Below are 14,580 nucleotides of genomic sequence, written 5' to 3'. Positions count from 1 at the left end.
GGGACCGTGAGCGCCACGACTGACAGCACCGCGAACACCGGTGGCAGCACTGAACGAGCCATCCGCACCCGGGATGCAAGCGGCCGATTCATCGGCCGTACCCGGGGCAACGTCAAACCGGAGGACGCCACCGTGGGTGCCCCGGTGAGCGCTGCCGAGCGCAACGGCTCCACCGCCGTCGTGGAACCCGTCGAGGCACCGGTGGAGGACGGCCCGCTCCGGACGCCGACGACCCCGGTCGCCCCGGTGGACCCGAAGGTCGCGGACGCCGCAGCGGAGGGCCAGCCCGAGCCCCCCGCCACCGCGGCCTCGGCGGACGCCGGCGCTGGGACCACGGCGGAGGTCGACGCCGTCACCTCGGCGGATGCGGCGGACGCGGCGGCGGTCGCCGGGGCTGCGACCACGGCGGGCGTGGAGTCGGTCGACGACAGCGACGAGGTGGACGAGCTCGGCATCCCGGTGGCCGACGCCGCCGGTGAAGCGGCTCCGGTCTCCACCGAGGAGCTGATCGAAGAGGTCGAACAGCTCGAGGAGGACGACGTCCCGCTGGAGGACCAGCCGCTCCCGGAGGGGCGGTTCCTCAACCGCGAGCTCTCGTGGCTCGACTTCAACGCCCGCGTGCTCGCGCTCGCCGAGGACGTCACGGTGCCGCTGCTCGAGCGCGCCAAGTTCCTCGCGATCTTCGCGTCGAACCTCGACGAGTTCTACATGGTCCGGGTCGCGGGCCTGAAGCGCCGCCGCTCCACCGGCCTCTCCGTCCGCTCGGTGGACGGTCTCTCCACCGGCGACCAGCTCGCGCTGATCGCCCAGCGCGGCGCTGAGCTGGTCGAACGCCACGCCCGCTGCTTCTCCGATGACGTCCAGCCCGCGCTGGAAGCCACCGGCGTCAAGATCCTGCACTGGGCCGAGCTCTCCGACGACGAGCAGCACCGCCTGCACCGGTTCTTCCGCGAGCTGATCTTCCCGGTCCTCACCCCGCTGGCCGTCGACCCCGCGCACCCGTTCCCGTACATCAGCGGCCTCTCGCTCAACCTCGCGGTGGTGGTCCGCGACCCGGAGAGCGGCCAGGGCTCGGAGCGCTTCGCCCGCGTCAAGGTGCCCGACAACGTGCCGCGGTTCGTCGCCGTGGAGGGCGGTTTCCTCCCGGTCGAGGACCTCATCGCGGTCCACCTGAGCCAGCTCTTCCCCGGCATGCAGGTCGTCGAGCACCACCTGTTCCGCGTCACCCGCAACGCCGACCTGGAGGTCGAGGAGGACCGCGACGAGGACCTCCTGCAGGCCCTCGAGCGCGAACTGGCCCGCCGCCGGTTCGGGCCGGTCGTTCGGCTCGAGGTGGCGGCGAACGTCAGCGAGCACGTGCTCGAACTGCTCGTCCGCGAGCTCGACGTGGCCGAGCAGGACGTCCTGCGCGTCCCGGGGATCCTCGACCTCTCCGGGCTGTTCGCGCTGGCGGCCGTCGACCGACCGGAGCTCAAGTACGAGCCGTTCGTGCCCGCCACCCACCCGCGGTTCTCCGAGGGCGAGACGCCGCGCAGCGTGTTCGCGACGCTGCGCGAGGGCGACGTGCTGGTGCACCACCCGTACCACTCGTTCGCGACGAGCGTGCAGCGCTTCATCGAGCAGGCCGCCGTCGACCCGAACGTGCTGGCGATCAAGCAGACGCTCTACCGCACCTCCGGTGACTCGCCGATCGTCGACGCGCTGATCGACGCGGCCAGCGCCGGCAAGCAGGTCGTCGTCCTGGTCGAGATCAAGGCGCGCTTCGACGAGCAGGCCAACATCTCCTGGGCGAAGGCGCTGGAGCGTGCGGGCTGCCACGTCGTCTACGGCCTGGTGGGCCTGAAGACGCACTGCAAGACGTCGCTGGTCGTGCGCAACGAGAACGGCCGCATTCGCCGCTACGCGCACATCGGCACCGGCAACTACAACCCGAAGACCGCGCGCCTCTACGAGGACCTGGGCCTGTTCACTGCCGACCCCGACGTGGGCCGTGACCTGACCGACCTGTTCAACGTCCTCACCGGGTACTCGCGCCAGACCGACTACCGGACGCTGATGGTGGCGCCGTACGGCGTCCGCCGCGGCATCGTCGAGCGCCTCGACCGCGAGATCGAACACGTGAAGGCCGGTCGCCCCGGCCTGATACAGCTCAAGGCCAACTCGATCGTCGACGAGGGCATCATCGACGCGCTGTACCGGGCCTCGCGCGCCGGTGTCCGCGTCGACCTGATCATCCGTGGCATCTGCGCGCTGCGGCCGGGCGTCCCCGGGCTCTCGGAGAACATCCGGGTGCGCTCGATCCTCGGCCGGTTCCTGGAGCACTCGCGGGTGCTCCGGTTCGGCAACGGGGCTCCCGGCACGGAGGCCGAGGAGTTCTGGATCGGCTCGGCCGACATGATGCACCGCAACCTCGACCGCCGCGTCGAGGCCATGGTCCGGGTGACCGACGAGCAGGCGCGCCGCACGCTCCGGTCGACGCTCGACACCTCGCTGGCCGCGTCGGCGTCCGCGTTCGAGCTCGGACCGGACGGCGGGTGGACGCGTCGGCAGGGGTCCCCCGACCGCCCGCTGCGTGACGTCCAGGAAACGCTTTTGACCCGGATCATCGGCTGAGGAAGCGGGACACCTGTTGCGCGAAGAAGAACTGAAGTTCGGCGTCCATGGCAAGTTCGCCCTCCCGGACCTGTCCGGGGTGGGCGATCGGGTCGAGGCCCAGGGTCGCCAGGTGCTGACCGCGGTCTACTACGACACCGCCGACCTGCGGCTGGCCCGGCTCGGCATCACGCTGCGGCACCGCACGGGCGAGGACGGCCCGCCGTGGCATTTGAAACTTCCCCGGGGGGCCACGGCGGCCGGGGCGACCGTCCGCGAGGAGATCGCTGTCGACGGCCCGGCCGACACTCCCCCGCTCGAGCTGACCGCGCTGGTCACCGCGTGGGTGCGGACCGCGCCGCTGGTCGCGGTGGCGACGCTGCGCACGGACCGTGACCGGTACCTGATCCGCACCGGGGACAGCACGCTGGCCGAACTGGTCGACGACACCGTCGAGGTGTCGGAGGGCCGTGGGCTGCTGGCCGACGGGTCCGGCGTCCGGACGAGTTTCCGCGAGATCGAGGTCGAGCGGAAGTCTGACGGGAAGAAGGCCGACAAGGCGATGGCCGCCGCGTCGACCGTGCTGGTGGAGGCAGGTGCAGCCGCCGGAGCGACGACGCCGAAGCTGGTGCGTGCGCTCGGCCGCCGGGCCATCGCACCGCCGGACGTCCCGGTCGCGGGCGAGGTCAACGAGAACTCGTCGGCGGCGGACGCGATCGCGTTCGTGCTGCGTCGTTCGGCGCGCCGGCTGCTCGACTTCGACGTGCGGGTCCGCCGCGACGAGAAGGACGCGGTGCACCAGGCCCGCGTCTGCTGCCGGCGGTTGCGCAGCGATCTGCGGACGTTCGGCCCGCTGGTGGACGACGAGTGGGTAGCGCCGATCGACGCGGAGCTGCGGTGGCTGGCGGCGGCGCTCGGCGGCCCCCGGGACGCCGAAGTGCTCCGCGCCCGGCTACGGTCGACCGCTGACACCGATCCACTCGCGCCACTGGACCCCGCGGTCGTCACCCGGATCGATTCGATCCTCGGCGACCGGCAGCGGCAGGCGCTGAAAAACCTGGACGCCGCTTTGAGCTCGGACCGTTACCCCGCCCTGCTGGACCTGCTGATCGAGACCGTGCGCACGCCGGAGACCGTCGACCTCGCCGACCAGCGAGCCGTCTGGGTGCTCCCCGCCATGGTCGAGACGGTGTGGGACAAGCTGGCGCGGAAGGCGGGCAAGCTGACGCTCGAGGACCCGGACGACACCTGGCACGCCTCCCGTATCCGCGCCAAGCGCTCGCGGTACGCGTCCGAGGCCGTCGCGCCGGTGATCGGTGCACCGGCCACCCGGCTGGCCAAGGCCTGCGCCGAGGTGCAGGAGGTACTCGGTGAGCACCAGGACGCGGCGATCGCGGCCGACGAGTGGCGGGACATCGCGCTCGCCCACTCCGACGACACCGAACTGGTCATCACCTGCGGGCGGCTGTACGAGCGGGAACGGGCCGCGGTGCACGCGTCGCGCGAACGGTTCGCGCCGGTGTGGGAGCGCACCGATCGGCCGAAACTGACGGGCTGGCTACGGGGATGAGCGACGACGACGCGACGGTTCGCGCGGCCGGCGGCGTCGTCTGGCGGCAGGGTGTGGACGGCGTCGAGCTCGCCGTCGTCCACCGGCCGCGCTACGACGACTGGTCGCTGCCCAAGGGCAAGCTCGACCTGGGCGAACACGTGCTGGCCGCCGCCTGCCGCGAGGTGATCGAGGAGACCGGCCTCCAGCCGGTGGTGGGCCCGCGCCTGCCGTCGACGTCCTACCTGGTCGAGCCGCGCGGTCGCCACCGCACCACCGACGCACCGGGCCTGGTGCCCAAGACCGTCGACTACTGGGCGATGCGTGCCGCCGAAGGCGAGTTCACGCGCAACGAAGAGGTCGACGGCCTGGCCTGGCTCCCGCCCGAGGAGGCGGCCACGCGAATGACGCACGGGCACGACGCCGGCGTGATCCGCACGTTCGCCGCGCTGCCGGAGATCACCGCGACCGTGCTGCTCGTCCGGCACGCGAAGGCGGGGAACAAGAACACCTGGACCGGACCCGACGCCGATCGTCCGCTGGAGCCCAGCGGGCAGGCGCAGGCAGTGTGGCTGGCGGATCTGCTGCCGTGGTTCCGCCCGGAGCGCGTGCTGTCGGCGACGAAGCTGCGGTGCCAGCAGACGATCGAACCGCTGGCGTCGGCGCTCGGGCTGAAGGTCACTTCCGAGACGGCGTTCGACGAGGAGTCGTTCGACGATCCGGACGCCGTCGTCGCGCGGTTCCGGGCGCTCGCCGCGGAGGGCGACGTCTCGGCGGTGTGCAGCCAGGGTGGTCTGATCCCCGGCGTCATCACCGAGTTGGCCGAGGCCGACGACGCGATCGTCGACAGCAATCCGGTGGCCCATCGGCGCGGTTCGGTGCGGAGCCGCAAGGGCAGTGCGTGGGTGCTGCACTTCTCGGGTGAGCGGCTGGTGCAGGCCGACTACCTGCCGACGATCCGCCCCGGGAGCAACCCCTAACCGCCGGGGCCGGCCGCGGGGCCTGGGAGAACGTCGCTTCCCCGCGACGTCTCGTTGGTCCCGCGGCCGGCAACCCGGTCGAACAGTTCCTACTTCTTCTTCTTGCCGGCCGGCTTGGCCTTCTTGCCCGCCGACTTCGACGCGGTGGCCGCCTTCGCCGGGGCAGCCTTGGCGGTCGCGGTCTTGGCCGGAGCCTTGGTCGCCGTGGCGGCGGCCGTCTTGGTGGCAGCCGTCTTGGCCGGAGTCGTCTTGGTGGCAGCCGACTTCGTGGCCTTCGCGGGAGACGCCTTGGCGGTGGCCTTGGCCGGAGCGGTCTTGGCCGTGGCCTTGGTGGCGGCGGTCTTCGCCGCGGTCGCCTTGGTGGCCGCCACCCGGGTGGTGGCCTTCGTCGTCGCGGCCTTCGTGGCGGCGGTCTTCGTCGCCGTGGTGGCCTTGGCGGCGGTCTTGGCCGGAGTCGCCTTCGTCGCGGTGGTGCGCGACGCGGTGGACTTGGCCGCAGTGGCCTTCGCCGCGGTCTTCGCCGGAGCCTTCGTCGCGGTGGCGCGCGACGCGGTGGACTTGGCCGCAGTGGCCTTCGCCGCCGCCTTCGCCGGAGCCTTCGTCGCCGTGGCGCGCGACGCGGTGGACTTGGTGGCGCTCGCGGTGCTCTTCGTCGCACGCGTCGGCGTGCCGTTGACCGAGCGGGCGGACGCCGCACGAGCCGACGCCGGACGGGCGGCACCGTTGCGGGACGCGGTCGTCGTGGCGCGGGCCGTCGTACCGGTGGTGCGGGTCGCAGCCGCGACCGGAGCGGACGTGGACCCGGACACCGCCGCGGTCGACGCCACCGGAGCCTTCGCCAGCTTCTTGGTGCCGGTCACGACATCCTTGAAGCCCTGCCCCGCCTTGAACGCCGGGGCGAACGACTTCTTCACCTTCACGGTCTCACCGGTGCGCGGGTTGCGCGCGGTGCGCGCGTTGCGGGTGCGCTTCTCAAAAGTGCCGAAGCCGGTGATGCCGACGCGCTCGCCGCGAGCGACGGCCCGCTGGATCTCCTCGAGCACTCCGTCGAGAGCCTCGGTAGCGGCGCGTTTGTCACCGAGCCGCTGCACGAGTGCCTCGATCAGTTCGGTCTTGTTCACTAGTTCCCCCTCGAAGTGCGCATCCAGGTACGAATGCGCGCAGGCCGGACGCCTCGGCGCGAACGTTAGGCCCGCTTTCGAGAATGCACAATGACCATTGAGGGACGAATTTCGTTGTGTCGTAACGGTTTCACCCGTTGAAGGCCCGATTTGAGCGTGAGAAGCGCCGTGTACCGCCGAAAAAAGAAGCGGCCGGAATCCGTTGCTGGCAACGGATTCCGGCCGGTTCGAGCCGACGGTACGGCTTACTGCACGGTCGAGAGGGTGCGCGGCAACCAGCTCGGACGCTGCTTCTCGAACTCGTCGACGGCATCCGCGTGGCGGAGTGTCAGACCGATGTCATCGAGGCCTTCGAGCAGGCGCCAACGGCTGTAGTCGTCGAACTCGAATTCCTCGACACGGTCTGAGAAGCGCACCTGACGAGTCCGCAGATCCACGGTGACCTCGCTGGTCGGATCGGCCTCGATCACCTTCCAGAGCGACTCGACGGTCTCTTCCGGGAGAACAACCGTGAGTAGGCCGGCCTTGAGCGAGTTACCGCGGAAGATATCCGCGAACCGGGGCGAGATGACGACCTTGAAGCCGTAGTCCATCAACGCCCAGACCGCATGTTCGCGCGAGGAACCGGTTCCGAACTCGGGCCCGGCGACCAGGATCGTGTTGTTGGCGTATTCGGGCTGATTGAGCACGAACTCGGGATCGCTGCGCCAGGCCGAGAAGAGTCCGTCCTCGAAACCGGTGCGGGTGACCCGCTTGAGATACACCGCCGGGATGATCTGATCCGTGTCGACGTTGGATCGGCGCAGTGGAACTGCGCGCCCGGTGTGCGTCGTGAATTGCTCCATGATTTGTCAGCTCCCCACAGCTGCGGTCTCGACGGGCGGCAGATCGGCCGGTGCCGCCAGGTGGCCGGTGATCGCGGTCGCGGCGGCCACCAACGGCGAAACCAGGTGCGTGCGGCCGCCCTTGCCCTGGCGTCCCTCGAAGTTGCGGTTCGAGGTGGAAGCCGAGCGCTCACCGGGCGAGAGCGTGTCGGGGTTCATGCCCAGGCACATCGAGCAGCCCGCCTGACGCCACTCGGCGCCCGCCTCGCTGAAGACCTTGTCGAGGCCTTCGGCCTCTGCCTGCTGCTTGACCTGCATCGAACCCGGCACGACGAGCATGCGGACGCCGTTGGCGACCTGCCGCCCGTCGAGCACCGCGGCGGCGGCACGCAGGTCCTCGATCCGGCCGTTGGTGCAGGAACCGAGGAAGACCGTGTCGACAGCGATGTCACGCAACGGCGTACCGGCGGTGAGGCCCATGTACTCCAGCGCGCGCTCGGCGGCGGTGCGGGCGCCCGGGTCGGTGAACGACGCCGGGTCGGGGACGCTCTCGCCCAGCGGGAGGCCCTGGCCCGGGTTCGTGCCCCAGGTGACGAACGGCGTCAGCGCGTCCGCGTCGATCTCGACCTCGACGTCGAACGTCGCGTCCTCGTCGGTGGGCAGCGACTTCCAGTACTCGACCGCGGTGTCCCAGTCCTGGTTCTCCGGCGCGTGGTCACGCCCCCGCAGGTACGCGAACGTGGTCTCGTCCGGCGCGATCATGCCGGCGCGGGCGCCCGCCTCGATCGACATGTTGCAGATCGTCATCCGGCCCTCCATGGAGAGCGCCCGGATCGCCTCGCCCCGGTACTCCAGGACGTAGCCCTGGCCACCGCCGGTGCCGATCTTGGCGATGACCGCCAGGATGATGTCCTTCGGCGTGACGCCCTCGCCCAGGCTTCCGCGGACGTTGATCGCCATCGTCTTGAACGGCTTCAGCGGCAGCGTCTGGGTGGCGAGCACGTGCTCGACCTCGCTGGTGCCGATGCCGAACGCCAGCGCGCCGAACGCGCCGTGCGTGGACGTGTGACTGTCGCCGCAGACCACCGTCATGCCCGGCTGGGTGAGCCCCAGCTGCGGACCGATGACGTGCACGATGCCCTGGCTGGCGTCGCCCATCGGGTGCAGGCGGACGCCGAACTCGGCGCAGTTCTTGCGCAGCGTCTCGACCTGCGTGCGGCTCACCGGGTCGGCGATCGGCTTGTCGATGTCGACGGTGGGGACGTTGTGGTCCTCGGTCGCGATCGTGAGATCGGGACGGCGTACCGGCCGCCCGGCGAGGCGAAGTCCCTCGAACGCCTGCGGGCTGGTGACCTCGTGTACGAGGTGCAGATCGATGTAGAGCAGATCCGGTTCACCCGGCTGCGAACGCACTACGTGTGCGTCCCAGACTTTCTCCGCGAGCGTTCGGCCCATGTCAGGCTCCCAACCTCATGACTTCCTGCGATGTGGGATGGTAGTTTCGTCTTGTGGGACAGACTATCAGCGGTGTCGGGGTACTCGACAAGGCCGTGGCAATCCTCGAAGCCACGGTCGACGGCGCCAGCCTGGCCGAGCTCGTGGAGCGTTCCGGCTTGCCGAGGGCCACGGCGCACCGGCTCGCGCAGGCACTGGAGGCGCACCGGTTGCTCGTCCGCGACGAGGCCGGGCGCTGGCGACCGGGGCCGAGGCTGGCCGAACTCGCGAACGCGGCGCCCGACGCGCTGTTGACCGCTTCCGCGCCGGTGCTCGCGCAGTTGCGTGACGCCACGGGCGAGAGCGCGCAGCTCTATCTGCGCCGGGCGGACGAGCGGATCTGTGTGGCCGCTGCGGAGCGGTCGAGTGGGCTGCGGGACACCGTGCCGGTGGGCACCGGGCTGCCGATCACGGCGGGGTCGGGCGCGCAGGTGCTGCTGGCGTGGGAGCCGCCGGAGTCGGTGCTGCCGCTGCTGCCCCGGTGCCGGTTCAGCGGGCGGACGCTCGCCGAGGTGCGGCGGCGGGGATGGGCGTCGAGCGTGGCCGAGCGGGAGCCCGGGGTCGCGTCGGTCTCGGCGCCGGTGCGGGACCGGCAGGGCCGCGTGATCGCCGCGATCTCGATTTCCGGCCCCATCGAGCGCCTGGGCCGCCGCCCCGGCGAACGCCACGCCGTCCAGGTGATCCGGGCGGGCCAGCGCTTGTCCGGCCTCTAGGCGCTGCACGCTGTGGGCCCCTATACGGGCACGGAGCGTGCACCGCTTGGCGCTGCACACTCACGACGAAGGCCCCGAGCTTTGCTCGGGGCCTTCGTCGTTTGCCGCTAGCTGCGGCGGCGGCGCGAGGCGGCTACCAGGGCTGCGCCGGCGGCGAGGATGCCGGCGCCGAGGCCGGCGATCTTCGGGCCGTCGTCGCGGCCGGTCACCGGCAGTTCCGGCTGGTTCTGGCCGGACTCGGGCTGCTGCGGCTGACCGGGAGGCGTGGTCTCCACCGAGGGCGGCGGCGTCGTGCCCTCGCCCGGCACCTGCGGCTGCCCAGGAGGCGTCTCCTCGGCCGGCGGCGTGGTCTCCGGCACTTCGGGCGGCGTCGAGGCCTGCGGCTGCACCGGCTGGTTACCCGACTCCTCGCCCGGCGTCTCCGGCACCTCGGGGCCGGTCGACGAGCCCGGCTGCACCGCGCCACCCTCGTTCTCGTCGGCCGGCGGGCTGGCCTCGTTCGGCGTCGCCGCCGCGACGCGGGCGCCCGGCTGCCCCGCCAGCGCCGCACCCCCCTGCGTATCCGACACGCATTCGACGGCGAGCGGCTGGGTGACCGCGTTCCCGCACTGCTCGGCACTCGCGGTGGTGGGTCCCCCCGCAAGGACGAACGCCGTCACGGCTGCTCCCACGGTCGCTGCTCCCGCATACGCGAGGCGGCGGAACCTGGGCTTCATATCAACACCTACCTGTCCACAATCGGGTCGACCGGCTCACGGGTCATTTAACAGGATGAATGGGACACAGGTGGTGTTCGCGGGCTTAGAGGGAGTCAAAACCATGCTTGTGATGAAGAGGGACCAACCTGGACGGCGTGTTACGTATCGACACGCCGCCGCCCCTGGGCACAGACAAAAGACCCGCTCGCACGAGTGCGAGCGGGTCTTATCTTGTAGCCCCGACCGGATTCGAACCGGCGCTACCGCCTTGAGAGGGCGGCGTCCTAGGCCGCTAGACGACGGGGCCCTAGGACAACGTTCGGGACGAACCGAACGCTGTTGAGCTGGGGTACCAGGACTCGAACCTAGACTAACGGAACCAGAAACCGTCGGGCTGCCAATTACCCCATACCCCAAGAAAGCTATGTACTTCTGAGCGCTGCATTGCTTGCGTCTGCTTGGCGGTCATCCGCTCGCAACGTCGGTAACTCTAGCCGAGAGTGCGGGCCGGTCCCAAATCGGCCCCCGACCCGCCTCCCCAGCTCGTGTATCCAAGCCAGTCGTCTCAGGCGGGAACCAGCTCCCGGGCCGCCCGCAGCCGCGCCAGCGACCGCTCACGCCCCAGCAACTCCATCGACTCGTACAGCGGCGGCGACACCGTCCGGCCGGTGACAGCGGCCCGGACCGGCGCGAACGCCTTCCGCGGCTTGATCCCGAGCCCGTCCACCAGGGCGCCCTTCAGCGCGCCCTCGATGCCTTCCGCAGCCCACGAATCGAGCCCGTCGAGCGCCTCGATCGTCGCGTCCAGAACCGGGCCGGCGTCGGCGCCGAGCACCTTCGCCTGCACGTCGGCGTCGACAGTGATGTCTTTCACGAACAGGAACCCGAGCATGCCGGGAGCCTGACCGAGGACCGGCATCCGCTCCTGGATCAGCGGCGCAGCCGCGACGAGAAGTTCCTGCTCGGAAGCCGTCGGCTCGGGCGCGATCAGACCGGCGCCCGCGAGGTAGGGCACCAGCCGCGACGCGAAGTCGTCCGGAGCCAGCAGACGCAGGTGGGCGCCGTTGATCGCCTCGCACTTCTTGGCGTCGAAGCGGGCGGGGTTCGGGCTCACGCGGGTGACGTCGAACGCCTCGGCCATCTCGTGCAGCGTGAAGATGTCCCGGTCCTCGGCGATCGACCAGCCGAGCAGCGCCAGGTAGTTGAGCAGCCCTTCGGGCAGGTAGCCCTGCTCGCGGTAGTGCAGCAGGTTGGCCTGCGGGTCACGCTTGGAGAGCTTCTTGTTGCCCTCCCCCATGACGTAGGGCAGGTGACCGAACTCGGGCACCCGCTCGGCCACACCGACGTCGATCAGCGCGCGGTACAGCGCGATCTGGCGGGGCGTGCTCGGCAGCAGGTCCTCGCCGCGGAGCACGTGGGTGATCCGCATCAGCGCGTCGTCGACCGGGTTGACCAGCGGGTACAGCGGGTCGCCGTTGCCGCGCACGACGACGTAGTCCGGCACGGTGCCCGGGGCGAACGTGACGTCGCCGCGCACCAGGTCGGTCCAGCCGATCGAGTCGTCGGGCATCATGAAGCGCAGCACCGGTACGCGTCCGGCCGCCCGGAGTTCGTCCTTCGCAGCGTCGGACATCGTGCGGTCGTAGTTGTCGTAGCCGAGCTTCGGGTCGCGGCCGGCGGCGCGGTGCCGGGCCTCGATCTCCTCGCCGCTCGAGAACGACTCGTAGAGATAGCCGGCTTCACGCAGCTTCGACACGACGTCGAGGTAGATCTCCCGGCGCTCGGACTGCCGGTACGGGCCGTGGTCGCCGCCGACCTCGGGGCCCTCGTCCCAGTCCAGGCCCAGCCAGCGCAGCGAGTCCAGCAGCTGCTGGTAGGACTCCTGCGAGTCGCGGGCGGCGTCGGTGTCCTCGATGCGGAACACGAACGTCCCGCCGTGGTGCCGAGCGAACGCCCAGTTGAACAGGCAGGTGCGGACGAGGCCGACGTGCGGGTTGCCGGTGGGCGACGGACAGAACCGCACCCGTACGGACGGATCGCGGGTCACGTGTGTTCCTTTCACGCGCGGTTGGCGACGGGGTTGGTGAGGGTGCCCAGGCCCTCGATGCGGACGCTCACCGAGTCGCCCGCGACGATCGGCCCGACGCCCGCCGGGGTGCCGGTGAGGATCACGTCGCCGGGCAGCAGCGTCATCACGTGCGAGACGTAGGAGACCAGCGTCGGGACGTCGAAGATCATGTCCTTGGTGCGGCCGTCCTGCTTGACGTCGTTGCCGACGAGGGCCTGGACGCCGACGTCGGCCCAGTTCAGGTCGGTCTCGATCCACGGGCCGAGCGGGCAGAACGAGTCGTAGCCCTTGGCGCGGGTGAACTGGACGTCGTTGCGCTGCTGGTCGCGCGCGGTGACGTCGTTGGCGCAGGTGAAGCCGAAGACCGACTTCATCGCGTCCTCGCGGGAGACCTGACGGGCGCCGCGGCCGCCGATCACGATCGCGAGCTCGGCCTCGTGCTCGACCTGCTTGGAGTCGATCGGCAGGCGGATCGGGGCGCCGGGGCCGATGATCGCGGTCGGCGGCTTGAGGAACAGCAGGGGTGCGCTCGGCACCTCGTTGCCCAGTTCGGACGCGTGCGCGGCGTAGTTGCGGCCGACACCGACCACCTTGCTGGGCAGGATCGGCGGGAGGAGTTCCACGTCGGCGAGCGTCCAGCGCTCACCGGTGTAGCGGATGCCGCTGAACGGCACCCCTTCGAGCTCGGCGATCGTCAGCACTTCCGGATCGTCACTTCCGGCCGGCCCTTCCACAGCGCCGAAAGCTCGGCCGCCGGGGTGAGCGAAGAGCGCGATGCGCACGATTGAACTCCTGGTTCGAGGGTCGTCTGGTGCGCCAACCCTAACGCCGCACCGGCCCCGACTCACCGCCAAGGAGTCGGGGCCGATGCCCCCGTGTGGCCGGGCACCGGCCACACGGCTACCGCGCCGCGTGCGTCAGCGCGGTTGGTAAATTGCGTACCCGAAATCGGCGGGGAGTTGGCCGCCGGTCAGGTCCTGCGCCCAGAGCCCGAAGAACGCTCCGGTGAAGCCCTGGATCTTCTCGTTCGCGTCGATGAGCTCGAGCGCGTACTCGTCGGAGAGCACGCTCGCGTCGTGCGTCTCCGGCCACCACTGGACGTCCTCCCCCGGCAACTGGTAGCCGAACTTCAGCGAGGACCCGGCCAGCGCGGCCCGCAGCGTCACCCCCGCCGACGGATCGGCCACCGGCACCGGCGCCCCGGCGTTCAGCAGCCGCCCGCGGTTCGACGCCAGCACGTCGACGCACGGCCCGTGCGCCTCGTGCCAGGTCAGCCGGGCGTACAGCCAGTTGAGCGTGTTGTAGTACGCGACGATGCCGGCCATGTGCCGGTAGGTCGTCGGCTGCGCGCTGACCTGGGCCTCGAACGTGCTCGACACGTGCTGCACGCGGCGGGCGACCAGGCTCGGGTCCCGCAGCGACGCCGGCGACTCCCCGCCGTAGAGCCGCAGGTAACCGGGCCGCTCGGTGAGGCTGAGCCACTCCGGCGACGGCGGCCGGCGCAGCGTGCTCCACTCCGGCCGCAGCTCCGGCTCGTCGAAGTCGTCCCGCTCCGGCACCGACGGCCACCGGTGCGGCTCGAGCGCCGGAGCGGCCACCTGGTCGGCCGGCCGCGCGCCCGCGACCCGCGGCCACCCGTCGGCGCTCCACTCCACCCGCTGGATGGCGGTCTCGCGGCCGAGCACGCAGCGGCCCCGCTCGGTCAACGGCCGGCCGACCAGGTGCGCGATGAACCACTCGTCGTCCGGCGTCGCGACGAGCGAGCCGTGCCCGGCCTTCTGCAGCGTCAGCGACGGGTCCGGCCACGACGTCAACGTGGGGCCCTCGGGGTCGACCTCGTACGGCCCCTCGATGTCCCGCGAGCGCGCGATCGTCACCTGGTGCTTCCAGAACGTGCCGCCCTCGGCCGTGACCAGGTAGTACCAGCCGTCGCGCCGGTAGAGGTGCGGCGCCTCGGTCAGCCCGGCCTGCGTCCCGGTGAAGATCGTGACCGGCTCGCCGACCAGCTTCCCGGCCGACCGGTCGTACTCCTGGAGCACGATGCCGGAGAACGTCTCCCGCCCGGGACGGAAGTCCGCGGACATGCTGAGCATCCAGCTGCGGCCTTCGTCGTGGAACATCGACGCGTCGAACCCGAGCCCGTGCAGCCGCACCGGATCCGACCACGGCCCCGCGACGTCCGTCGCGGTGACGACGTAGTTCGGGGTGTCCCAGAACCCGCCGCCGTACGTGCCGACGTTCGAGTAGACGAGGTAGAACAGCCCGTCGGCGTAGGACAGGCACGGGGCCCACACCCCACCCGAGTCCCGGACGCCCCGCATCTGGAGGTACTTCTCGCTGGTGAGCGCGCCGCCGAGCGACCGCCAGTGCACGAGGTCGCGGGAGTGGTGCAGGGTGACGCCGGGGAACCACTCGAACGTGGACGTCGCCAGGTAGTAGTCCTCGCCGACGCGGAGGATCGACGGGTCGGGGTGGAACCCGGTGAGTACGGGGTTCTGGATCACGGTGGGTGGTGCCTGGACTTCGATCGCCATGGAAGAA

11 protein-coding genes and 2 tRNA genes are annotated in these 14,580 nt (G+C 70.9%); 4 read left to right on the top strand and 9 right to left on the bottom strand.

The window, feature by feature from the left end:
* The first annotated feature begins 246 nt into the window (after positions 1 to 246).
* Genes ACGFY5_RS17190 through ACGFY5_RS17180 form a run of 3 tightly spaced genes read left to right on the top strand, consistent with a single transcriptional unit; the run spans position 247 to position 5,121 of the window.
* On the top strand, positions 247 to 2,613 hold the full coding sequence (locus ACGFY5_RS17190) for an RNA degradosome polyphosphate kinase (RefSeq protein WP_392722497.1): 2,367 nt from the start codon (positions 247 to 249) through the stop codon (positions 2,611 to 2,613).
* 16 nt (positions 2,614 to 2,629) lie between these two features.
* A complete protein-coding gene (locus ACGFY5_RS17185) occupies positions 2,630 to 4,162 on the top strand; it encodes a CHAD domain-containing protein (RefSeq protein ID WP_392720874.1) in 1,533 nt (510 codons plus the stop codon).
* A complete protein-coding gene (locus tag ACGFY5_RS17180) occupies positions 4,159 to 5,121 on the top strand; it encodes an NUDIX domain-containing protein (RefSeq protein ID WP_392720873.1) in 963 nt (320 codons plus the stop codon). Before ACGFY5_RS17185 ends, ACGFY5_RS17180 begins: the two co-directional genes overlap by 4 nt.
* Before the next feature lie 89 nt (positions 5,122 to 5,210).
* On the opposite strand, the gene ACGFY5_RS17175 is transcribed toward ACGFY5_RS17180, so the two are convergent.
* The 3 genes from ACGFY5_RS17175 to leuC all read right to left on the bottom strand — a co-directional run bounded on the left by ACGFY5_RS17175 (position 5,211) and on the right by leuC (position 8,521).
* On the bottom strand, positions 5,211 to 6,242 hold the full coding sequence (locus ACGFY5_RS17175) for an HU family DNA-binding protein (RefSeq protein ID WP_392720870.1): 1,032 nt from the start codon (positions 6,240 to 6,242) through the stop codon (positions 5,211 to 5,213).
* Between the two features lie 245 nt (positions 6,243 to 6,487).
* On the bottom strand, positions 6,488 to 7,087 hold the full coding sequence (gene leuD, locus ACGFY5_RS17170; RefSeq protein ID WP_392720868.1) for a 3-isopropylmalate dehydratase small subunit: 600 nt from the start codon (positions 7,085 to 7,087) through the stop codon (positions 6,488 to 6,490).
* A 6-nt stretch (positions 7,088 to 7,093) separates the two neighbouring features.
* Entirely contained in the window at positions 7,094 to 8,521 is a 1,428-nt protein-coding gene (gene leuC / locus ACGFY5_RS17165; protein WP_392720866.1) for a 3-isopropylmalate dehydratase large subunit, read from the bottom strand.
* Positions 8,522 to 8,586: 65 nt separating this feature from the next.
* Between leuC and ACGFY5_RS17160 the strand changes: the two genes are divergently transcribed.
* On the top strand, positions 8,587 to 9,273 hold the full coding sequence (locus ACGFY5_RS17160) for an IclR family transcriptional regulator (RefSeq protein WP_035868722.1): 687 nt from the start codon (positions 8,587 to 8,589) through the stop codon (positions 9,271 to 9,273).
* A gap of 107 nt (positions 9,274 to 9,380) precedes the next feature.
* Here the strand turns inward: ACGFY5_RS17160 and ACGFY5_RS17155 are convergent, their stop codons facing one another.
* From ACGFY5_RS17155 to ACGFY5_RS17130, 6 genes are all read right to left on the bottom strand, one after another.
* Positions 9,381 to 9,989: an LPXTG cell wall anchor domain-containing protein gene (locus tag ACGFY5_RS17155; protein ID WP_392720865.1), complete on the bottom strand. Its 609-nt coding sequence runs from the start codon at positions 9,987 to 9,989 to the stop codon at positions 9,381 to 9,383.
* Between the two features lie 216 nt (positions 9,990 to 10,205).
* Positions 10,206 to 10,278: transfer RNA gene (locus ACGFY5_RS17150), tRNA-Glu, on the bottom strand.
* A gap of 37 nt (positions 10,279 to 10,315) precedes the next feature.
* Positions 10,316 to 10,387 (bottom strand) — tRNA-Gln (locus ACGFY5_RS17145).
* Between the two features lie 149 nt (positions 10,388 to 10,536).
* Positions 10,537 to 12,018: a glutamate--tRNA ligase gene (gene gltX / locus ACGFY5_RS17140; RefSeq protein WP_392720862.1), complete on the bottom strand. Its 1,482-nt coding sequence runs from the start codon at positions 12,016 to 12,018 to the stop codon at positions 10,537 to 10,539.
* A gap of 11 nt (positions 12,019 to 12,029) precedes the next feature.
* Positions 12,030 to 12,821 (bottom strand): fumarylacetoacetate hydrolase family protein, encoded by a 792-nt coding sequence (locus tag ACGFY5_RS17135; RefSeq protein WP_392720860.1) that lies wholly within the window; start codon positions 12,819 to 12,821, stop codon positions 12,030 to 12,032.
* Between the two features lie 135 nt (positions 12,822 to 12,956).
* Positions 12,957 to 14,573, bottom strand: coding sequence for a glycoside hydrolase family 43 protein (locus ACGFY5_RS17130; RefSeq protein WP_392720858.1), 1,617 nt, complete (start codon positions 14,571 to 14,573; stop codon positions 12,957 to 12,959).
* Between the last annotated feature and the right edge of the window lie 7 nt (positions 14,574 to 14,580).

This window comes from Cryptosporangium sp. NPDC048952, assembly GCF_043197895.1.
Lineage (GTDB): Bacteria > Actinomycetota > Actinomycetes > Mycobacteriales > Cryptosporangiaceae > Cryptosporangium.
The sequence above is the reverse complement of the archived record's forward strand: the minus strand, read 5'-3'. Positions and strand labels throughout refer to the sequence as shown.